Annotated in this window: 19 protein-coding genes; 10 read left to right on the forward strand and 9 right to left on the reverse strand. The window is 73.3% G+C overall.

What is annotated here, in order from left to right; translation table 11 throughout:
• The first annotated feature begins 4 nt into the window (after positions 1 to 4).
• The 4 genes from OG737_RS25740 (at position 5) to OG737_RS25755 (ending at position 4,629) form a co-directional block, all read left to right on the forward strand.
• Positions 5 to 337 carry a hypothetical protein gene (locus tag OG737_RS25740; protein ID WP_328930477.1) on the forward strand — a complete coding sequence of 111 codons (333 nt, stop codon included), beginning with the start codon at positions 5 to 7 and terminating at the stop codon, positions 335 to 337.
• Complete coding sequence (gene phzG, locus OG737_RS25745) at positions 334 to 966, forward strand: phenazine biosynthesis FMN-dependent oxidase PhzG (RefSeq protein WP_405922039.1); 633 nt, start codon at positions 334 to 336, stop codon at positions 964 to 966. The genes OG737_RS25740 and phzG overlap by 4 nt, the downstream gene beginning before the upstream one ends.
• Before the next feature lie 130 nt (positions 967 to 1,096).
• Positions 1,097 to 1,933, forward strand: coding sequence for a PhzF family phenazine biosynthesis isomerase (locus OG737_RS25750; protein ID WP_328928566.1), 837 nt, complete (start codon positions 1,097 to 1,099; stop codon positions 1,931 to 1,933).
• A gap of 38 nt (positions 1,934 to 1,971) precedes the next feature.
• Complete coding sequence (locus tag OG737_RS25755) at positions 1,972 to 4,629, forward strand: LuxR C-terminal-related transcriptional regulator (protein WP_405922040.1); 2,658 nt, start codon at positions 1,972 to 1,974, stop codon at positions 4,627 to 4,629.
• Here the strand turns inward: OG737_RS25755 and OG737_RS25760 are convergent.
• The 8 genes from OG737_RS25760 to OG737_RS25795 form a co-directional block, all read right to left on the reverse strand.
• The gene (locus OG737_RS25760; RefSeq protein WP_328928568.1) at positions 4,550 to 5,812 is read right to left on the reverse strand and encodes a 3-deoxy-7-phosphoheptulonate synthase class II; all 1,263 of its coding nucleotides are present in this window, start codon (positions 5,810 to 5,812) and stop codon (positions 4,550 to 4,552) included. The two genes, OG737_RS25755 and OG737_RS25760, sit on opposite strands and share 80 nt — an antisense overlap.
• Complete coding sequence (locus OG737_RS25765; protein ID WP_405922041.1) at positions 5,809 to 7,800, reverse strand: anthranilate synthase family protein; 1,992 nt, start codon at positions 7,798 to 7,800, stop codon at positions 5,809 to 5,811. Before OG737_RS25765 ends, OG737_RS25760 begins: the two co-directional genes overlap by 4 nt.
• Complete coding sequence (locus OG737_RS25770) at positions 7,797 to 8,477, reverse strand: isochorismatase family protein (RefSeq protein ID WP_328928570.1); 681 nt, start codon at positions 8,475 to 8,477, stop codon at positions 7,797 to 7,799. Before OG737_RS25770 ends, OG737_RS25765 begins: the two co-directional genes overlap by 4 nt.
• Positions 8,478 to 8,542: 65 nt before the next feature.
• The gene (locus OG737_RS25775; RefSeq protein WP_328928571.1) at positions 8,543 to 8,791 is read right to left on the reverse strand and encodes a phosphopantetheine-binding protein; all 249 of its coding nucleotides are present in this window, start codon (positions 8,789 to 8,791) and stop codon (positions 8,543 to 8,545) included.
• Positions 8,792 to 8,821: 30 nt separating this feature from the next.
• Complete coding sequence (locus OG737_RS25780; protein ID WP_405922042.1) at positions 8,822 to 10,510, reverse strand: (2,3-dihydroxybenzoyl)adenylate synthase; 1,689 nt, start codon at positions 10,508 to 10,510, stop codon at positions 8,822 to 8,824.
• A gap of 32 nt (positions 10,511 to 10,542) precedes the next feature.
• Complete coding sequence (locus tag OG737_RS25785) at positions 10,543 to 11,583, reverse strand: ketoacyl-ACP synthase III family protein (RefSeq protein WP_328928573.1); 1,041 nt, start codon at positions 11,581 to 11,583, stop codon at positions 10,543 to 10,545.
• Positions 11,580 to 11,765, reverse strand: a complete 186-nt coding sequence (locus OG737_RS25790) for a tautomerase family protein (RefSeq protein ID WP_328928574.1) — start codon at positions 11,763 to 11,765, stop codon at positions 11,580 to 11,582. Before OG737_RS25790 ends, OG737_RS25785 begins: the two co-directional genes overlap by 4 nt.
• Entirely contained in the window at positions 11,747 to 12,994 is a 1,248-nt protein-coding gene (locus OG737_RS25795; protein ID WP_328928575.1) for a DegT/DnrJ/EryC1/StrS family aminotransferase, read from the reverse strand. The genes OG737_RS25790 and OG737_RS25795 overlap by 19 nt, the downstream gene beginning before the upstream one ends.
• 223 nt (positions 12,995 to 13,217) lie before the next feature.
• Here OG737_RS25795 and OG737_RS25800 point away from each other — a divergent pair, with 223 nt between their 5' ends.
• Genes OG737_RS25800 through OG737_RS25815 form a run of 4 tightly spaced genes read left to right on the forward strand, consistent with a single transcriptional unit; the run spans position 13,218 to position 15,858 of the window.
• The gene (locus OG737_RS25800; RefSeq protein ID WP_328928576.1) at positions 13,218 to 14,297 is read left to right on the forward strand and encodes an LLM class flavin-dependent oxidoreductase; all 1,080 of its coding nucleotides are present in this window, start codon (positions 13,218 to 13,220) and stop codon (positions 14,295 to 14,297) included.
• Positions 14,294 to 14,848 (forward strand): nitroreductase family protein, encoded by a 555-nt coding sequence (locus OG737_RS25805; protein ID WP_328928577.1) that lies wholly within the window; start codon positions 14,294 to 14,296, stop codon positions 14,846 to 14,848. Before OG737_RS25800 ends, OG737_RS25805 begins: the two co-directional genes overlap by 4 nt.
• Positions 14,805 to 15,131 (forward strand): DUF6092 family protein, encoded by a 327-nt coding sequence (locus OG737_RS25810; RefSeq protein WP_328928578.1) that lies wholly within the window; start codon positions 14,805 to 14,807, stop codon positions 15,129 to 15,131. The genes OG737_RS25805 and OG737_RS25810 overlap by 44 nt, the downstream gene beginning before the upstream one ends.
• Before the next feature lie 13 nt (positions 15,132 to 15,144).
• Entirely contained in the window at positions 15,145 to 15,858 is a 714-nt protein-coding gene (locus tag OG737_RS25815) for a tRNA-dependent cyclodipeptide synthase (protein ID WP_328928579.1), read from the forward strand.
• On the opposite strand, the gene OG737_RS25820 is transcribed toward OG737_RS25815, so the two are convergent.
• Entirely contained in the window at positions 15,842 to 16,639 is a 798-nt protein-coding gene (locus OG737_RS25820; RefSeq protein WP_405922043.1) for a BTAD domain-containing putative transcriptional regulator, read from the reverse strand. The genes OG737_RS25815 and OG737_RS25820 overlap by 17 nt on opposite strands.
• Positions 16,640 to 16,907: 268 nt before the next feature.
• Between OG737_RS25820 and solA the strand changes: the two genes are divergently transcribed.
• Positions 16,908 to 18,092, forward strand: coding sequence for an N-methyl-L-tryptophan oxidase (gene solA, locus OG737_RS25825; RefSeq protein WP_328928581.1), 1,185 nt, complete (start codon positions 16,908 to 16,910; stop codon positions 18,090 to 18,092).
• The gene (locus tag OG737_RS25830; protein ID WP_328928582.1) at positions 18,089 to 18,595 is read left to right on the forward strand and encodes a flavin reductase family protein; all 507 of its coding nucleotides are present in this window, start codon (positions 18,089 to 18,091) and stop codon (positions 18,593 to 18,595) included. The genes solA and OG737_RS25830 overlap by 4 nt, the downstream gene beginning before the upstream one ends.
• Positions 18,596 to 18,642 lie beyond the last annotated feature (47 nt).

Here is an 18,642-nt window from a genome sequence, read left to right on the forward strand (position 1 = left end):
GGCGATGATCGCGTGGTGGGAGCTCGCGGAGTCCGCGCAGACCATCGAATCGCTCCGAGGGTTCCTGTGTGACGAGGCCGTCGCCGCCTGGTCCGACCAGCCCGGCCTGGTATTGAAGCTGTGGATCGCCGACGACGAGAACAACCGCTGGGGCGCGGTCCTGGTCTGGGAGTCCGCGGAGGCGGCCACACCGCCGCATCCGCGCAGCGCCGGCGAGCTGATCGGCTATCCGCCCACCCACCGGACCTGGTTCGACATCGAGGCGACCGTCGAAGGACGGCACGCACTGACCTCCCTCGTCGGCCTGGGCCGGGCGCTGGAGGTGCGGGGACGATGACGACGCCGTCCGACCAGGGCGCCGGGGCGGCTCCCGTCCGTGAACCCGAAGAGTTCCGCAAGCCCCCGGCCGACCCCTTGGCCCTGCTGCGCACCTGGCTCGACCGGGCCAAGGAGGAGGTCCGTGAACCGGGTGCGATCGCCCTGGCGACCACCGGCGCGGACGGCCGCGCCTCCAGCCGGATCGTGCAGCTCAACTCGCTCTCGGACACGGGCCTGGTCTTCACCAGCCACCGCGGCAGCCGCAAGGACCGTGAACTCGCCGTCATGCCCTGGGCGTCCGGGGTGCTCTACTGGCGCGAGAGCGGCCGTCAGATCATCGTCGCCGGCCCGGTCGAGCAGCTGCCCGACTCCGACTCCGACGCCCTGTGGGCAGCCCGGCCCGTCACCACCCACGCCATGTCGGTGGCGTCGAGGCAGAGCGAGGTGCTGGCGGACGTGGAGGCCCTGCGCGCCCACGCCGCGCGGCTGTCGGCGCTCGGGCCGCTGCCCCGGCCCGAGCCGTTCGTCGGCTACCAGCTGGTCCCGCACTGCCTGGAGTTCTGGGAGTCGAGCCCGGACCGGCTGCACCGCCGGCTGCGCTACGACCACCAGGGCGGTTCCTGGTCGGTCCTGAGGCTCCAGCCGTGACCGGAGTACAGGAGGTGGCCGCCGGCGTCCGTCCGGCGGCCACAGGCCCGGGGCGGGCCTCGCCCGCACGCCGGCCGCACCCATGCCCTGATGTTGCCCGCCCGGCCCGGAGCGAAGGAACGAACTGACCATGTACCAGTACGTCGTTGCCGACGCCTTCACCCACACCCCCCTCGAAGGGAACCCGGTCGCCGTCTACCTGGACGCCGCCGCTCTCACCCCCCGCCAGATGCAGCGCATCGCCCGCGAGATGAACCTCTCGGAGACCACCTTCGTCCTGCCGCCCGAAAACGGCGGCGACGCCCGCATCCGGATCTTCACCCCCGTCAACGAACTGCCGTTCGCCGGCCATCCGCTGCTCGGCACTGCCCAGGTCCTCGGCGAGGAGCGGTGCGCCGGCCGCCTGCTGCTGGAGACCGCGATGGGCGCCGTCCCCGTGGAGCTGGAGCGTGCCGGGGAGCGGATCACCCGCATCCGCATGCGTCAGCCGATACCCGTCTGGGAGCCGTACGAGAAGACCCCCGAACTCCTCGCCGCCCTGGGCCTGACCGACTCAACCCTCCCGGTCGAGGTCTACCGCAACGGTCCCCGCCATGTCCTCGTCGGCCTGCCCGACGTCGAGGCCCTCGCCGCACTGCGCCCCGACCACCGTGCCCTCTCCGCCTTTCCGGACATGGCCGCCAACTGCTTCGCCGGCGGCGGCCGCACCTGGCACACGCGCATGTTCTCGCCGGCGTACGGCGTGGTCGAGGACGCCGCCACCGGTTCCGCCTCCGGCCCGCTGGCGATCCATCTGGCCCGGCACGCACTGATCGAGGACGGTACGGAGATCGAGATCACTCAGGGCGCCTGGATGGGCCGGCCCTCCACCATGTACGCGCGGGCCACCCGCGAAGGCGACCGCGTCACGTCGGTCGAGATGAGCGGCAGCGCGGTGACCGTCGTGCGCGGCACCCTCCTCCTCTGACGGCCCGGACACACCGGGGGAACGGAAGGCACACAGCCATGCCTTGGGGGATCGCCACCTCCGCAGACTGGCCGACAGCGGGCCGGGAATCCGAAATCGACCACGTGGAAAGGGCGCTCGCCGGACCGCGGGGCGTGCTGCTCAGCGGCGAATGGGGGGTGGGCAAGAGCCGGCTCCTGCACGCCGCGCTGGAACGGGCGGCGGCCGGTGGCGCCGCCACCCTCTGGGCGGGCGGCGCCGTCCCCACCGGCGCGAGCGGCTCGCTGGCCGACGCCCTCAGGCAGTTCCCCAGAGTGCCGCAGAGCCCGCCCGCCACCCCGTCCGCAGCGGGCCCCGTGCTGGGTCTCGACGACGCGCACCTCATCGACCCCGCCGTCGCCGCCTGCCTGTACGCCCTGGTCCGAGACGGCCGGATCCGGCTGATCGCGACGGCCCTCTCCGGCGTGGCCATGCCGGGCGACATCAGCGCCCTGTGGGTCGAGCGCCTCGTCGAGCGCGTCGAAGTACCCCACTTCGACCGGACCACGGCCGGCGAGGTGCTGCAGGCCCGGCTCGGCGGCCAGCTGTCCGCCGACTGCGCGGAACGGCTGTGGACCGCCACCCGCGGGAACGCCCTGCTCCTGCGCGAACTCACCGACGCCGCCCTCTCCGACGGCGCCCTGCGCCGGGAAGACGCGCTCTGGCAGTGGCGCGGAGAGCTGCCGGCCGCTCCCGGGGGACGTCCGGCCGCCCTCGTCCAGCTGCGCCTGAACGACCTGCGGCCGGACGAACGCGAACTCGTCCAGCTCGTCGCCTTGGCCGAGCCCCTGGAAGCCGACCTGCCGGCCGCCGCCGGGCTGGCCCACGCCGCCGAGTCGCTCAACCGCAGCGGCCTCCTCGTCACCGAACGCTCCGGCCCGCGGCTGCGCCTGCGGCTGGCCTACCCGCTGTACTCCGCCGTGGTGCTGCGCGCCATGCCCGAACTCGAAGGACGCCGGCTGCGCCGCCAGCTCGCCGACGGCATTGAGGCGGTGGGCATGCGCCGCCACGACGACGTCCGGCGGGTGGTCGACCTCCGGCTCGCCGCAGGCCAGACGCCCCCCACGGGGCAGCTGCGGGCCGCGGCCGAACGGGCCCTGCGCCGACACGACTTCGGCAAGGCCGAGACGCTGCCCCGCACCGCCCTGTCGCACCCGGACGGTCCGGCCGACGAGGCCGTCGCCGCCGGCGTACGGCTCGTGCTGGTGCAGGCCCTACAGGGCCGGGGCCGGCACCGTGAAGCCGAACGGGTACTCGCCGAAGCGCCGGGCCTGCCCGCGGGCCTGACCGACGAGGCCACCGCCGTCCGTGCGGTGAACATGGCCTTCGGGCTGGGCCGCCTGGGAGAGGCCGTCGGCGTCGTCGAGCGCGGCCTGACCACGGCGCAGGGCACGGGCCGGCTGCGGTTCCGCGGCGCGCGCGCCCTGCTCGGGCTGCTGGAGGACCGGTTCGCGGACGTGTCGGCGGCGGCCGCCGGGCGCGAGGGCGCACCACCGCCGCGCGAGGGCGCACTCGCAGGCCTCGTCACCGTCCCCGCGGCCTTCGCCCTGGTCGAGCGCGGTGATCCGGTGTCCGCCGCCCGTCTGCTCGCCGGGCTGCCGCCGGACCCCGAGGAGGGCACGACCGTCGATACCGCCGCCCAGTGGATGCGCACCTACGCCGCCCTCCACACGGCGGGCGTCGCCGCGGCCGCCGCCCTCCTCGGGGGCATGCAATGGTGGGACGAAGGCGATCCGCGGGACCGAGTACGCGTGGCGCTGCTGCGCGTCCGGCTGCACCGCGCGCGCGGGGACCGGGACGCGGCCGTCGACGAACTGCGCCGGGCCGCCGCCGTGGACGCGCCCGCCGACTGGCTCACGGCCCCCGCCTGGACGCTGGCCCAGCTGGCCGCCGTCCTCGCCGAGGCGGGCGCGCACGCAGAGGCCGTACGTACCCTCGTAGAGGTGCGCTCCCTGGAGGGCCGAGGGGTCCGCTATCCGCTGGCGCAGGACGGGACGGCGCTCGAATCCGCCCTGGTGTACGCCCATGTCGGCGACCGGGCCCAGGCGGTGCGGCTGGCCCTGTCTGTCGCCAGGTCGGCCGGCGCCGCCGGCCGCCGGGCCCAGGAGGTCTCGGCCCTCCACCTCGCCGCCCGGCTCGGCGCCACCGAAGAGGCCGTCGGATCGCTGCCCGAGCTGACCGTGCTGACCGGCACGACGGCCCTCCAGGCCCGGCACGTCCAGGCACTGGCACTGCACGACGGCGATGCGCTGGAGGAGCTGACCAGACGTTTCGCTGCCCTCGGGCTGAGGCCGCTGGCCGCCGAGACCGCGGCACAGGCCGCCCAGGCCCATCAGGCCGACGGCCGGCACCGCAGGGGCCGCGCGGCCCGGCTGCTGTGCCAGGAGATCACGGCCTCCACCGGGGGAGGGCTGCCGCCGTGGGCGGGCGCGCCGGAGCGTCGGCGCGAGGACCTCCCCGCCGCCCTGACCCTGCGGGAACGGGAGGTCGCCGCCCTGGTGGCGGCCGGCCTGACCAACCAGGAGGTCGCCGACCGGCTGTACGTGTCGGTGCGCACGGTCGAGAACCATCTGCACCGCACGTACGGAAAACTGGGGATCACCGCCCGTTCGGAGCTGGCCCGCCGACTCGACCCGGGCGCGCAGCGATCGGGCTGCGTCCCGCGATCCGCGCCGTGAGCCCGGCGAGTTCGAGGGACTGGTCCCGGCTGAGCCGTGGGTCGCACGCGGAGGCGTAGCGCAGCGGCAGGTCGTGTACGTCCGTGCCGCCGCTGCCGCCCACGCACTCCGTCACGTCCTCCCCGGTCATCTCCACGTGGATGCCCCCCGCATGCGTTCCGAGCGAGCGGTGCACCTCGAAGAAGCCGGACACCTCGTCGACGATGTCGCCGAAGGCCCGCGTCTTGTGCCCCGAAGGGGCGGTGTAGGTGTTGCCGTGCATCGGATCGCACACCCAGCCCACCCGCGCGCCGCAGGCGGTGACCCGGTCCACCAGGTCGGGCAGCACCTCGCGCACCCGCTGCGCGCCCATGCGGACGACGAAGGTGAGGCGGCCCGGCACCCGCTCCGGGTCGAGCCGCCGCACCAGCTCCACGGCCTCGGCCGCGGTGGCCCTCGGTCCGAGCTTCACTGCGATGGGGTTCGCGATACCGGCGAGGTAGCCGATGTGGGCGCCGTCGGGCTGCCGGGTCCGCTCGCCCGCCCACAGCAGGTGGCCGGAGCCCGCGTACCGGGCTCCGGTGCGTGGATCGAGCCGGGTCAGGGGCCGCTCGTAGTCGAGCAGGAGCGCCTCGTGGGAGACGAAGAACTCCTGTGGATCCTCCCCGGCGGCCGACAGGGCCCTGATGCTGTTGAGGACGGCGGCCGACGCCCCGTACATCCGCAGCATCCGGTACGGGTTCGGGGTGCGCAGCGCGGCGGAGAACTCCAGCCCGTTCACCGCGTCGCCCCGGTAGGCGGGCAGCGTCACGCCCCCGCGCACCTCGGTCGGCTGCGACCGCGGCTTGGCGAACTGGCCGGCGATCCGGCCCAGCACCACCACGGGCAGCCGCGCACCGGCCGTCAGTGAGCCCGCCATGGAGAAGAGCGTGTCCAGCTTGGCCGCCACCGACTCGGCGCTCAGCGCGTCGAACGTCTCGGCGCAGTCGCCGCCCTGGAGCAGGAACGCCTCGCCGCGGGCCACCGCCGCCAGGCGGGCCCGGAGTCGGTCGCACTCGGCGGGCAGGACCAGCGGCAGATAGCCGGCCAGCCGCCGGGTGACGTCGTCGACGGCCTCCTGGTCCTGCCAGCCCGGGTGCTGTGCGGTGGGCGGGGCCGCCGGCGCAGCCGGGAGCGCACCGCCGGTGATCAGGGAGGAACTCATGCGATGGCCTCGCGATTTCGGGGAGATTCGGGGCGGGGTGCCGGCTTGGGCACGGGCGAACGCGCCAGCACGGTGCCGATGAGCTGTTCGAGGATGCCGATGCCGTTGCGGGTCATCACCGACGCGGGGTGGAACTGCACCGAGGCGAAGCCGGGCCCGCGCAGCGCGTGGACCTCTCCCGTCGCCGGGTCCCGGGACACCTCCACCCACCCCGGGCGCGACTGCGGCCCCTCAAGGCGATCGGCCGGGGAGAGGGCCGCGAAGGTGTTGTAGAAGTACACGTCCTCGCGCTGCCCGAAGAGGTCGACGGTGCGCTGGACGCCCTGGTGCGGCACCCGCTTGCGGACCAGGGGCAGACCGAGCACGCCGCACAGGGCCTGGTGGCCCAGGCAGACCGACAGGAACGGAGTGCCGGCCGCCAGCAACTGCCGCGTCCGGTCCCGCAGGTGCGCGATCTTGACGTGGCCGGTCTCGCGCGGGTCCCCGGGACCGGGCCCCACGACCACCAGGTCCTGACCGGCCACCGAGTACGGCTCGTCGAACCGCCGCACCGTCACGTCGAGCCCGAGCCCGCGCAGCAGCGTCGCGCCCATGGCCGTGAAGGTGTCCTCGGCGTCGATCAGCAGGGCCCGGCGGCCCGCCAGGTGCGGCGGGCGCGGCGAGCGGTCACCGGGGGAGGCCCGCCAGAAGCCCGCCAGCGGGTCGTTGCGCGCGCGCAGTGCCCGCGAGACCCCGGGATCGGTCCCGAGCCGGCCGGCCGCGGGCTCGTGCGGTGCCCGTCCGGGCGGTGCCCCGATGTCCAGGGCGGCGAGCAGCCCGGCGGCCTTGGCCCGGGTCTCCTCGGCCTCGGACACCGGGTCGGAGTCGCGTACGAGGGTGGCGCCGACGCCCAGCCGCAGCCGGCCCCTGGGGTCCACGTCCGCGGTACGGATCAGGATCGCGGAGTCCAGCCGGCGTTCCCCGGCGGCGTCCCGGCCGAGCAGGGCCGCGACACCGGCGTAGTAACCGCGGCCGTCCGGCTCGTACTTGGCGATGACGTGGCAGGCGCTCTCCAGCGGACTGCCGGTGACGGTCGGCGCGAAGAGGGTCTCGCGCAGCACCTCGCGCGGATCGCGGTCGCAGTGTCCTTCGATGAAGTATTCGGTGTGCGCGAGGTGGCTCATCTCCCGCAGCCGCGGCCCCACGACCCGGCCGCCCTGCGGGCATAGCCGGCTCATCATCTTGAGCTCCTCGTCGAGCACCATGTACAGCTCGTTGCGCTCCTTGCCGTCCGCGAGGAACTCCAGGACGCCGGCGGGGGTGGCGCCGCCCCGCGGGTAGCGGTACGTGCCGCTGATCGGGTTCATCACGGCCGTGCCCCCGTCCAGCGTGATGTGCCGCTCGGGACTGGCGCCGATGAGGGTGCGCCCGCCGGAGCGGATGAGGAACGTCCAGTACGCGCCGGGGGAGTTGCGCAGCAGCCGTCCGTACAGAGCCAGCGCCGACCGGGCCGACCAGCCGTCGATCCATGCGGTGTAGGTGCGCTTGAGGACGAAGTTGGCCCCGGCGCCCGATCCGATCTCGTCCTCGACGATCCGCCGCGCCGTCTGCGCGTAGGCCGCGTCGTCCACGTCGAACGCGCCGCCGCGGACGGTCAGGGCGGACTCCGGCAGCGCGGCGAGGAGGGCGTCCAGCGGTACGGCGCCCTGCTCGTGTATGTCCATGACGAGCAGCTCCTCGCCGTCGTCCGGGCAGGCGTAGCCGCGCTCGGCGATCTGCCGGTACGGCAGCAGGACCAGCTGCTCGTGACGCTCGCCCGGGGTCGCCGGGGGCAGCGGGATGTCCGCCAGGGCGGAGACGGGCGTCATCTCACCGATGAGCACGTCCACCGAGGCGCCGTCGCCCGCCTCCGGCCGGTGCAGCAGGGCGAACGAGGCCGCCCCGCCCGCCTCGCCCAGCCGGTCCAGCAGGGCGGCCACGTCACCGGCGTCCCCCATCGGGCCCGTCATCGGGCGGCACCCGGACCCCGCGGCGCGGGGCCGCCCCGGAAGGCCGTCAGCACCGTTTCGGTGGGCACCACCACGGAACACCGGGCCGCCGCGTACTCCAGCGCCATCCGGTGGTCGGCCTCGCCGAAGTCCGCCACGGCATCCGCCACGATGAACGACTCGATGTCGCGGGCCAGGGCGTCGCAGGCGGTCTGGAGCACACCGATGTGCGCGTACACCCCGCACAGCACCAGCTGGTCGCGGCCCAGGGTGCGCATCAGCTCCGCCAGACGGGTGCGGAAGAAGGCGCTGGGCCGCCACTTGGTGAGCACGTGGTCCCCGGCCGCCGGCCCGAACTGCTCGGGGAAGCCCCGGTGCTCGGGCGCCGTGCTCATTCCGGGTCCCCAGAAGTCCGCCAGCAGGCCGCGCTGGCGCGGGGTCATGTCGCCGGGCTGCGCGGTGTACGCGACTGGCACGCCGGCCTCGGCGGCGCCCTGCCGCAGCGCGGTCACGCGGTCCTCCAGCCCCGTCCGCGGCTCCTGCCCGGCCGGCAGGAACTGCAGGAAGTAGTGCTGCATGTCGTGGATCAGCAGCAGCGCGCGGGTGGGGTCGGCCTCCCAGGCGGCTGTGTTCTCCGGCAGGCCGGCGGGCGCGGGCAGGGGGTACGGGCGGATGGCGGGAATGGCGGAGAGCGCCAAGGCTCTGGCTCCTTTCGGGTCCGGTGCGCAAGGGGGGCCGGGGAGGCGGCCGGGGGCGGTCGGCCTCAGGCGTCCGTGGTGACGGAGGCGACGTGCCGGGCCCAGCCCCCGATGGTCGGATCCGCCACCAGGGACTCGAATTTCACTGGTACGCCGCTGCGCCGCCAGCGGCCGCTGAGCCGCATCAGGTCCAGCGAGGTCAGGCCCAGGAGAACCAGGTTCGCCTGGTCGGGAATGTCGTCCGGCGCCGTGTCGATCAGCGCGGCGACCACCGCCCGGATCTCGTCCGCCGAGCGGGGCGCGTCGGTGTCCATCGTGGTGTCGGCCTTTCTGTGGCGGTCGGTTCAGCCCGCGTGCGGTGCCGCCGCACGGGGCGCGCGGGCGGGGAGGAACGCCGCCGCGGCGGGGACGGCCTCGCCGCGCGCGAGCGCGGCGAGCACCTTCTTGTCGGTCTTTCCGAGACCGGTCAGGGGCAGTTCGGTGACGATCTCGACGCGGTCCGGCAGCTTGTACGCGGCCAGGCCGCGCTGCTCCAGGGCCGTCTTGATCTCGGCCAGCGTCGGGGCCCGGTCCACGGGGACGAGGAAGGCACAGGTGCGCTCGCCCAGGAACGCGTCGGGACAGGGCACGACGGCCGCGCGGGAGACCGATCCGAGGGCCAGGAGATGGCCTTCGACCTCGGCGGCGGAAACCTTGTCGCCGCCGCGGATGATGACGTCCTTGATGCGACCCTCGATCACGAGGTTTCCCTCGGGCGTCAACCGTGCCAGGTCGCCGCTGCGGTAGAAGCCGTCGTCGGTGAAGGCCCGGCTGTTGTGCTCCGGGGCCCGGTAGTAGCCCCGGAGCGTGTATGGGCCCCGCGCGAGCAGCTCGCCGATGCCACCCGGCGACAGCTCCCGGTCCTGCTCGTCGACGATGCGGATCTCGTCGGCCGCGGAGACCGGCCGCCCCTGGGTGCCCAGCACGGTGGCGGCCGGATCGTCCTCGCGGGTGAAGGTCAGCAGTCCCTCGGCCATCCCGAAGACCTGCTGGAGCCGGCAGCCGAAGGCGGGCTCGACGCGCGCGGCCACCTCCGGGTACAGCTTGGCGCTGCCCACCTGGAGGAAGCGGAGGCTGCCGAGGTCCGCCTCGTGCCATTCCGCCGCCTCCAGCCACAACTGCAGGACGCTCGGAACGACGGAGGTGAAGGTCACGCCCTCCCGTTCGATGAGCGGGAAGCACCGCTCGGGGGTGGGGTCCTGGGCCAGCACCACAGTGCCGCCGGCGCCGAGCATCCCGATCACCCCGGGGCAGCCCCAGGTGAAGTTGAACTCGACGGGTAGGACGGCGAGGTACACGTCGTCGGCGGAGACCGGGCCCGCCGCGCGGGCGGCCCGGGCCTGGCAGACGTAGTCGTCGTGGGTGCGCGGGATCAGCTTCGGAAGGGCGGTGGTGCCCCCGGACAGCAGGAAGAACGCGACGTCCGAAGCATCGGGGGCGGGCAGCGGCACGGGCTCGGCGTCCACCTCCGCCAGCGGTACGACGTCCCCGTCCCCCTTCTCGTCCCCGGTCTGCGGGGCGCCGGAGACGAAGAGGTGCGTGAGCCCGCCGACCTCCGCGCGGACCTGACGGGCCAGCCCGAGGTGGTCGAAGCCGTGGTGGCTGTGTGGGAAGACGTATCCGACCGCACCGGAGTGGTCGCACAGATGGCGGATCTCCTGGGCGCGGTGGGCGGGCAGCGCGAAGACCGGCAGGGCGCCGAGGCGGAACAGCGCGAAGCACACGACGACGAAGTCCGGTCCGTTGGGCAGCTGGACCACGACCCGGTCACCCGCGCCGATGCCGCGGGCGCGGAAGCCGACGGCCATCCGCCGGGTGCGCAGGCCCAGTTCGGCGTACGAGATCCGTACGTCGTCCTGGACGAGCGCGGCCTTGTCGCCGTGCGCGGCGACGGCGGCGTCCAGCAGGTCCACCAGGCTCTCGCCACGCCAGTGGCCCTCGGCGCGGTGGCGTGCGGCCACCTCAGGTGGCCAGGGGGTGCATCCTTCGAGCATCGAAAGAACTCCTCTCGGGTCTCTGATCGGGGTCAGCCGGTCCCGCCGGGCTCGGCGGTGATCTCCAGCAGGGCGCAGGCGGCCTCCATGCCGGTGGTGAAGCCGAGCATCAGCACCTGGTCCCCGGTCCGTACCTGGCCGCTGCTCCACAGGTGTTCGAGACCGAGGGCGAAGTCGGACACGCTCGCGTGGCCGATGCGGCGGTTGAACTCCCACGTACCGCGCTCGGCGCGCAGGTCCAGCGGGTCGAGGAGGAACACGCTCAGCGGATCCCGATTGAAGCCGTTGTGCACGATCCGGGCGACCTGGTCGAGTGAACTGCTGGCGGACGTCAGCGTGCGCTGCACGCTGTCGGCGATCAGCTCGCCGAAGTCCCCGAGCGGGATGGCACCACCCTCCGCCCACTTCAGCCGCCAGTGCTCCAGACGGGTCTCGAAGTCCATCACCCGGTGCACCGGCGCCTGCGGGGGCAGCAGCGGCTCGTTCCCGCGGTGCATGGCCTCCATGCCGGGCTGCGAGACGAAGTCCATGGCGAGCAGCCGGGCGAAGCCGCCGCGCCGCGAAACCACCAGCGAGGAGCCTGCGTCCGCGAGCACGAACATCGACGAGGACCGCCAGCGGTCCACCAGAGGTGTCGCGAAGTTGTCGGCGGCTGTCAGCAGCATCGCCGCGTCGGGATCGGCCGAGGCGCCCAGGTACAGTGCCGCCGTCTGGAGGCCCGCCAGCAGACCGAGACAGCCGTGCTGGACGTGGAAGGCGGACACCGGCCGGTCCAGAGTGTGCAGCAGTACGTAGTGGGCCGGCGACCAGCCTTCGGGGCCCTGGTAGTACGTGCTGCTGTGGATAAGGCCCCGGAAGTCCTCCGGCCGGTGGCCGGACCGCCCGATCGCGGTCTGTGCGGCGCGTACGGCCATGTCGACGGCGGACAAGGACTCCTCGACGGCGACCGACTCCAGGCCGGAAGCCTCGCGGGCCTCTTCGTCGTACCGGCCGGTGCGGACCGCTTGTTCCGTCGTGACGGCGGGCGGGAGGTACGTGCCGACCCCCGCGAGGTGGATGTTCTCGAAGTTCATGCGCCGGGCTTCCCCGCGATCCCCCAGCTCTCCCGGGGCACGGGGGTGAGCACCACCCACACGGCCTCGCGCACCTCCTCGCCCAGCGCACCGGCCGCGGCGTCCGTGAGGCGGCCGATCAGCTCGGCGCGGGTGCGCTCGTCGAGCCGGTCCTGGTAGAGCTTCACTTCGATGAGAGGCATGACAGTCCTTTCACTTCGGAGCTGAGAACGTCTTCGAGAGCGGCCACCAGATGGTCGACCTGACGGTCGGAAAGCCCGGGCTGGCACGGTAGGTTGACGTGCTGGCCGAACCACAGTTCCTCGGCGACCGGGCACTGCCCGAGGCCATGACCCCGCTCGCGCCACTCCGGCAGCAGATGGAGCGGCAGGTAGCGCAGCTGGACCTCCACACCGCGCTCGTCGAGACCGCGGACCACCGCCTCGCGCAGGCCGGGCGGGCCGTCCACGAAGAAGGTGTAGAGGTGCTGGGCGTGCCGCACCCCGGACCGCGGCTGCTGGAGGCGGGTGTACGGATGGCCGGCGATCACCTCGTCCAGCCGGCGGGCGATCTCCCGTCTGCGGTCCACCAGTTCGTCCAGCCGTTCCATCTGGGCCAGGCCCACGGCGGCCGCCGCCTCGGACAGGGTGGCGTTGGTGCCCGGGCGGCGGACCTCGGAGCACACCTGCTCGTACGCGGGTGACGCGTATTTCATCCAGGGCAGCAACTCCCGGCCCGGCACGAGGCCCTCGTGGCGGGCCGACGCGAATTCTCCGTCCACCTCGTTGGAGCGGAGCCGGTCCAGCCGCTCGGCCCAGTCGTCCCGGTCCAGGGTGATCATGCCGCCCTCGCCGAGGGTGGTGATGTTCTTGGACGCGTGGAAGCTGAAGCAGCCGATGTCGCCCAGGGAGCCGGGGCGGCGGCCGTCGTACACCGCGCCCAGCGCGTGCGCGCAGTCCTCGATCACCGTGATGCCCCGGTCCCGGGTCACCGCCGTGATCTCGTCCATCTCCGCGCTCCAGCCACCGTAGTGGACCAGCAGCACGGCCCGGGTACGGTCGGTGATCAGCGACTTCAGCGACGCCGGGTCGATGTTCAGCGAGTCGGGGTCGACATCGCAGAACCGGACGGTGGCTGGCAGCCCGAGCAGGGGCTGGACGGTCGCCTGGAACGTCTGGGGGGTGACGATGACCTCGTCGCCCTCCTTCAGGTCCAGCAGGTGGATGGCCAGTTCCAGCGCGACCGTGCCACTGGTGACCGACAGGGCGTGCCGCGTGCCGATGTGTTCGCGGAACCGCTGCTCGAAGCGGTCCCGGAACGATCCCGTGGACAGGGAGCCGTCCGAGGCGATCAGTTGCTCCAGCGCCTTGGCCTCGGCTGCACCGAGGATGCTGCCACGGCTCACGTACGGCACGGCGTAGGTTCCGCGCATGACGGGTCCTCCGGCGTTGGGGTCGGGGAGTGGGGGGCTGCCGCATCCCACGGCAGGCATGCCGGAAATCAAGCATTGCGGCCCCGCCCCGGGCAAGGGAAAACACCATTCCTGACACCGGGCTGACAGCCTGACGGGGAAATGCGTCTTCCGGTTGACGGGCCGCGCCGCACCCGCTTTCCCTTGGTCCGGCACACCAACCCGGTTACCAGGAGGTGCGGGAATGACAGAATTCGGTGTCAACTTCTTCCCGGTGGTCGATCCAGCGGTCAAATCCGCCACCGCGTATTACGACGAGACCCTGCGGCTCATCGAATTGGCCGAGGCGCTGGGATTCACCCAGGCGCAGACGGTCGAGCACTATTTCACGCCGTACGGCGGCTACAGCCCCGACCCGGTGACGCTGCTCACCGCGGCGGCGGCCCGGACCAGCCGGATCCGCATCGGCACCGGCGCCGTCGTCCCCGCCTTCACCCACCCGGTGAAGCTGGCCGGCAAGCTGGCGATGCTCGACCACCTCTCCCACGGGCGGCTGGACGTCGGCTTCGGCCGGGCCTTCCTGCCCACCGAGTTCGCCGCGTTCGGCATCCCGATGGACGAGAGCCGGGCCCGGTTCGCGGAGGGCGTCGAAGCCGTCCGGCAGCTGTGGACTACGGAAGAGCTGGTCTGGGAAGGCCGCTTCCACCGCTTCGGCCCGGTGACGCTGCTGCCCCGCCCCTACCAGCAGCCGCATCCGCCCCTTTACATCGCTTCCGCGACGAGCGTGGAGTCCTGCGTGGCCGCCGGCGCCGCGGGCCACCACCTCCAGGTGGTGCCCTCGGTGACCTCGGCGCAGCAGCTCGCCGCGATGCTCGATGCCTACCGGGGCGCCTGGGACGGCGCCGGACACCGCCCCGGCGAGCGCCGCATCCAGATCAAGTTCACCTGCTACCTCTCCGAGGACCGCGCGGAGGCCCACCGGCAGGCCGAGTTCCACGAACGGCAGTACGTCGAGCACATGGCGCGTGCGGTGGCCCCCCTGGCCACCGAGGGCTCCGCCGACTACCCCGGCTACGAGAAGTTCCTGGACAAGGCGAAGAACTACGAGTTCGGGGCGGCTCTGGAGGCGGGCAAGGTGCTCGCCGGGGACCCGGACGGCGTGCGCGAACAGATCGCCGAGGTGCGTGCCCGGTTCGGCACCGACCTGTCCTTCAGCCTCCAGTTCAACCCGGGGGCCACGGCCTTCGCCCGGGCCGCCACGGCCATGGAGCTCTTCGCCGCGCACGTCATGCCCGCCTTCCCCGGACAGGACGTGTCGGCATGAGCGACCTGCTCGACGTCCTGCGCAGCCGCACGGTCCTGCGCAACTACTCCGGCAAGCCGGTCGACGACATCGTGGTCGACGGCCTGCTGACCGCCATGGTCAGTGCCCCGACCGCCTCCAACAAACAGGCCTGGTCGTTCGTCGTGGTACGGGAGCCGGAACGGGTCCGTCGGCTGCGGGCCTTCTCTCCCGGCATCATCGGCACCCCCGCGCTCGTCGTCGTGGCCTGCGTCGACCGCTCCCGCACCGACCGGCTGCCCGGGCACATCTCGCGGAAGATCTACGAGACCAGCCGCCTGTGCGTGGCCATGGCGGTGGAGAACCTGCTGCTCGCGGCCCACGCACGCGGGCTGGGCGGCTGCCCGGTGAGCAGCTTCCGGGAGGCCGCCGTGCGCACCCTCCTAGGGATCCCCGACCACATCGAGCCGCTGCTGATGGTCCCCGTGGGACACCCGGCCGAGCCCCCCGTACCGTCCGACCGGCGCGACAAGAACGAGGTGATCAGCCATGAAATCTGGGGACAGTGTCCTGCCGCAGGCCCGGCTGCATGAGGAACTCGCCCTGCTGGCCGCGTACCTGCTGAGCAGCGGACGCGGACTGCTGGAGGAGCCTGCGGACTACGGCGCGTACCGCTGCACCGACGCGGCCCGCCGGGTCCTGGACCTCCTGGAGCGGACCGGTGGGCACCACCCCGGGCTGCACGCCGTCCGGCGGCGCCTGGACGAGGTCATGTTCGCCCCGATGGGGGGTGACGTCGACATGGCGGAAATCCTGGACGGCCTCTGCGGTCAGATGGTCGATGCCTTGCGCGAGCCCGCATCCGACAAAGGCTGAGGGGGGAATGTACATGCGAGGCAATCAGCTCGCCGAATTACGCCACGGGATGTACAGCGAGCCGCTCAGTGAATCGTGCCGGCGCGTTCTCGAACGCGGCGAGCACGCTCTCGTTGGAGTGAGCGCGGGCAACAGCTATTTCGGCCAGGAGCGCCTGACCGGGCTGCTGGAATGGGCCGGCCGTACGTTCTCCGCCGTCGACGTGGTGTACGTCGACACGCACATCGACACCATGCTCGTCGCCGACGGGCGTCCTCCCGAATACGCGGCGCGTTCGGCCCGCAGCACCGTTAAGGACGTCCGCCGGCGGATCCGCCGCGCCGTGGAGCGGGCCGACCCGGCCGGCCTGCGGATCCGGGTGCGCGCGCTGAGCGAACTGCTCCACACCCCGGAGTACCGGGAAGTGCGGCGGCGGACGGACCGCGCCATGCGCGAGGATCCCGGATTCGCCGCCACCTGCGAGGAGATGGTGCGCCAGGTGGTGGAGCACCGCACGGGCCGGGGAGCCGCGGTCACTCCGGCGCATCTGGAGGCCGGCATGGGCTACGTCCAGGCCGAGGCGCCGCTCTTCGTCGATGCGCCCACCGTCTTCAACGTGCCCTCGTCCATGGTCTGTTACCACACGGACACCCCGATCAGTACCTATCTCGTGCAGCCGGATTCTACCTTCCGCGTCGCACCGGGCCATGGCCACATGATCGTCCGGCCGGCTACTGCGGACTGCTGACCAGCGCCGCCAGCCGCTCCAGCCGGGTGCGCAGGGAGCGCTGCTCGGAGGCGAGCAACCGGACCAGCCCGTGCAGCCGCTCGATCTCGTCGGGGCGGCCGGAGTCCGGACCCGGCCGGCGGGCCCCTCCCCCTACGGGGGCCGGCCGGCTGCGGCGCAGCGAGAGCTCCAGCTGCTCCTGGAACCGGGTCCGCCCGGGGTGCTTCGCCACCGCCGCCTGCAGCTCGCCGAGCACCTCGTCATGACGCCCGGTGCGCAGGGCGGTGTCGAAGAGCGTCTCCAGCGCGTCCTGCCGGATCCGCTCGTACTCGGCCGCCAGCCCGGCGCAGATCGGACCCATGGCGATGCCTTCGAGCACCTCGCCCCGCCACAGCGCGAGGGCCCAGCGCAAGGCCTCGTACGCGGCCTGCGGTTCTTGCTCGGCCGTCCCCCGGGCCCTGGCCACGGCCAGCCGGAACCGGCCGGCGTCGGTATCGAGTTCCCCGGCCGCAAGCTCGTACCCCGTGCTGTGCCGGATCAGGCGGGGAGCGTTGGCGCGCTCGGGCTCCACCAGCGCCAGCCGCCCCCGCAGCCGGGAGACGTGGGCCTGCAGGGCGTTGGCCGCCTTGGCGGGCGGGCGGTCGCCCCACAGCTCACGGGTCAGCCGCCCGGCCGGCACCACGACGCCCGGCCGCGCCAGCAGCGTACCGAGCAGGGCGCCCTGCATCGGGCTGGCCAGGCGCACCCGGCGCCCCTGCCGCTCGTCGTGCACCTCGGGCACGCCAAGGATCCTGATGAGCATCCGTTCCCCCTTCGTACCTCTCGTGGTCCCAGAGGACCACGGGCGGGGTGACCGGGGCCTGAGTGAGCGGTACTCAACCGCGAAGGGGCACCCGGGGGCGGAACACCGGACACCGCCGCCCCGGGCCGGCGGTGTCCGAGTACCGGAAATGAGTACCGACCACTCAGGTGCCGGACCACGACCGCGTGATCTGGTGATCGCGGCCGGTCCGGTCCGGCCGGTCCGGTCGCGGACGAGGACGAGGACGAGGAAACGGGAAGAGGGGCAGATGAGTCGGTGGGACGCGGACGTGGGCGTGATCGGACTGGGGGCGTGGGGGTCCGCGGCACTGTGGCAGCTGGCATCCCGCGGCGTCGACGCGATCGGCTTCGAGAGCCGCCGGCCCGGGCACGCGCTGAGCTCGTCGTACGGCGGCTCGCGGATGTTCCGCACCACGTGTCTGGAGCACCCGGGGCTGGTGCCGCTCGCGCGGCGGTCGGGCGAGCTGTGGCACAGGCTGGAGGAGGAGGCCGGCCGGCGGCTGTTCTTCCCCCACGGAGGCCTGCTGATCGGGCCCGAGAACGGCGTCATCGTCGGCGGGACGCTGCGCGCGGCCCGTACGCACGGCATAGAGGTGCGCACGATGGGCGCGGCCGAACTGCGCGAGCGGTTCCCCCGCCACACCGGCGTACCGGAGCGACACCTCGCCGTCTGGGAGCCGTCCGCCGGTCTGCTGCGGGCGGAGGACTCCGTACGGGCCGCGACCGGGCTCGCCCGTGCGGCCGGCGCCCGCGTGCGCACCGACACCCGCGTCCGCGCGGTCGAAGGGGTGCCCGGCGGAGTCGTGCTGCGCAGCGCCGAGGGCGAGACCCGGGTGCGCCGCGTGGTGATCACGGCCGGGCCGTGGCTGCCCGCCCTGGTGACGGGACTGCCGCTGCGGACCCTGAGGATGCCGCTGACCTGGTTCCGGCCGGTGACCGCGGACGGGAGCTTCGACATCGAGCGCTTCCCCGTCTTCATGCGGGAGACCGAGGACGGTCCCGTCCTGTGGGGCAACGGCCGGGAGGGCGGGTACGAGGTCAAGCTGGGTCTGGAGGGGTACGGACCCGGGGCCCGCGCCCTCGACCCCGAGGACGACGGCGAGCGGTCGGTCCGCCCCGAGGACTGGACCGATGTGGCCCGGATGCTTCCGGGCCGGCTTCCGGGCCTGGAGGACCTGCCGGCCCAGGTGGCCGTATCGCTGTTCACCCGCACGCCCGACGGCCAGTTCGTGCTCGGTCCGCTGGACGACGACGGACGGATCGTGGTCGCCGGCGGGTGCAATGCCCACGGCTTCAAACACGCCACCGGCATCGGTGAGGCCCTGGCCGACCTGGCCACCGGCCGCACCCCCGAGGTTCCCCTCGGCTTCCTTTCCCCCCGCCGTTTCGGCCGGACCGCCGCGACGGCCTCCTCGATGGAGCGTGCACTGTGAGGACACCGGTCCAGACCACCACCCTGACCGAGGCGGGACAGTTCCGTGACGCCATGGCGCTGCTGCCGGCCGCCCTCACGGTGGTCACCACCGTCGACGGCCTCGGCCGCCGCTGGGGGTTCACCGCCAGCTCCGTCACCCCCGTCTCGCTCGGCCCGCCGCTGCTGATGGTTGGCGTCGGCCGGACTTCGAGTTGCCACGGCGCGCTCGTGAGCGCACCGGAGTTCGTCGTCAACGTGCTCGGCGAGCAACACCGTGACCTGGCCGCGAAGTTCGCCGCCCACGGCGTAGACCGCTTCGCCGGGGAGGAGTTCACGCCCTGGCCGGGGACGGACGGCCTGCCCGTGCTGCCCGACGCGCAAGCCGCCTACCGCTGCCTGCGCCACGAGGTCGTGCCCGCCGGCGACCACGACCTGCTGCTCGGAGCGCTCGCCGGGGTCCGGGCCGGGCACCGGGACGGTCCGCTGCTCTGGTACCGGCGGGCCTTCCACACCCTGCGGTGAGCCCGCCGGGCGCGGTCACCGTTCACCGTTTCCTCGCTCCAGCTGCC

Source organism: Streptomyces sp. NBC_00122 (genome assembly GCF_045160845.1).
Lineage (GTDB): Bacteria > Actinomycetota > Actinomycetes > Streptomycetales > Streptomycetaceae > Streptomyces.

What these genes read in the sequence shown, in the direction of transcription:
- OG737_RS25785 (WP_328928573.1), bottom strand. Translation starts at nt 11,583, where the DNA reads ATGAACTTCGAGAACATCCACCTCGCGGGGGTCGGCACGTACCTCCCG.
- OG737_RS25790 (WP_328928574.1), bottom strand. Translation starts at nt 11,765, where the DNA reads ATGCCTCTCATCGAAGTGAAGCTCTACCAGGACCGGCTCGACGAGCGC.
- OG737_RS25805 (WP_328928577.1), top strand. Translation starts at nt 14,294, where the DNA reads ATGAGCGACCTGCTCGACGTCCTGCGCAGCCGCACGGTCCTGCGCAAC.
- OG737_RS25775 (WP_328928571.1), bottom strand. Translation starts at nt 8,791, where the DNA reads ATGGACACCGACGCGCCCCGCTCGGCGGACGAGATCCGGGCGGTGGTC.
- OG737_RS25800 (WP_328928576.1), top strand. Translation starts at nt 13,218, where the DNA reads ATGACAGAATTCGGTGTCAACTTCTTCCCGGTGGTCGATCCAGCGGTC.
- phzG (WP_405922039.1), top strand. Translation starts at nt 334, where the DNA reads ATGACGACGCCGTCCGACCAGGGCGCCGGGGCGGCTCCCGTCCGTGAA.
- OG737_RS25810 (WP_328928578.1), top strand. Translation starts at nt 14,805, where the DNA reads ATGAAATCTGGGGACAGTGTCCTGCCGCAGGCCCGGCTGCATGAGGAA.
- OG737_RS25755 (WP_405922040.1), top strand. Translation starts at nt 1,972, where the DNA reads ATGCCTTGGGGGATCGCCACCTCCGCAGACTGGCCGACAGCGGGCCGG.
- OG737_RS25760 (WP_328928568.1), bottom strand. Translation starts at nt 5,812, where the DNA reads ATGAGTTCCTCCCTGATCACCGGCGGTGCGCTCCCGGCTGCGCCGGCG.
- OG737_RS25815 (WP_328928579.1), top strand. Translation starts at nt 15,145, where the DNA reads ATGCGAGGCAATCAGCTCGCCGAATTACGCCACGGGATGTACAGCGAG.
- OG737_RS25740 (WP_328930477.1), top strand. Translation starts at nt 5, where the DNA reads ATGATCGCGTGGTGGGAGCTCGCGGAGTCCGCGCAGACCATCGAATCG.
- solA (WP_328928581.1), top strand. Translation starts at nt 16,908, where the DNA reads ATGAGTCGGTGGGACGCGGACGTGGGCGTGATCGGACTGGGGGCGTGG.
- OG737_RS25820 (WP_405922043.1), bottom strand. Translation starts at nt 16,639, where the DNA reads ATGCTCATCAGGATCCTTGGCGTGCCCGAGGTGCACGACGAGCGGCAG.
- OG737_RS25780 (WP_405922042.1), bottom strand. Translation starts at nt 10,510, where the DNA reads ATGCTCGAAGGATGCACCCCCTGGCCACCTGAGGTGGCCGCACGCCAC.
- OG737_RS25765 (WP_405922041.1), bottom strand. Translation starts at nt 7,800, where the DNA reads ATGACGGGCCCGATGGGGGACGCCGGTGACGTGGCCGCCCTGCTGGAC.
- OG737_RS25750 (WP_328928566.1), top strand. Translation starts at nt 1,097, where the DNA reads ATGTACCAGTACGTCGTTGCCGACGCCTTCACCCACACCCCCCTCGAA.
- OG737_RS25795 (WP_328928575.1), bottom strand. Translation starts at nt 12,994, where the DNA reads ATGCGCGGAACCTACGCCGTGCCGTACGTGAGCCGTGGCAGCATCCTC.